1 protein-coding gene is annotated in these 256 nt (G+C 49.2%); it reads right to left on the reverse strand.

Going from position 1 to position 256, the window contains the following annotated elements; all coding sequences use genetic code 11:
- A partial coding sequence (locus P8629_RS12260; RefSeq protein ID WP_278166384.1) for a hypothetical protein occupies positions 1-256 on the reverse strand: 256 nt, incomplete at both ends.

The raw sequence follows: 256 nt of genomic DNA on the forward strand, positions 1-256 counted from the left end.
CTCACCATCATCGCCATATTGATGACGAGTGCTATTGTCTAAAGTGCTCGCGCCATACATCACCTGAGTTTGTATTGGTGATGTCCAGTCATCTGAGTGCGAGTATTGGTCAGCAACAACCGGTACTGCTATCTCAGCATCGTCATGCTTAGCGGAGAGACTATGAGGCAAAGGCTTGCCGTTATGCCCAGTGAGCACCTGATTAGCCTGCTGTAAACGTACCAGCAAGTCATCGCCTTCATTCATCACTTGCGTG

The organism is Hydrogenovibrio sp. 3SP14C1, from assembly GCF_029625905.1.
Classification (GTDB): domain Bacteria; phylum Pseudomonadota; class Gammaproteobacteria; order Thiomicrospirales; family Thiomicrospiraceae; genus Hydrogenovibrio.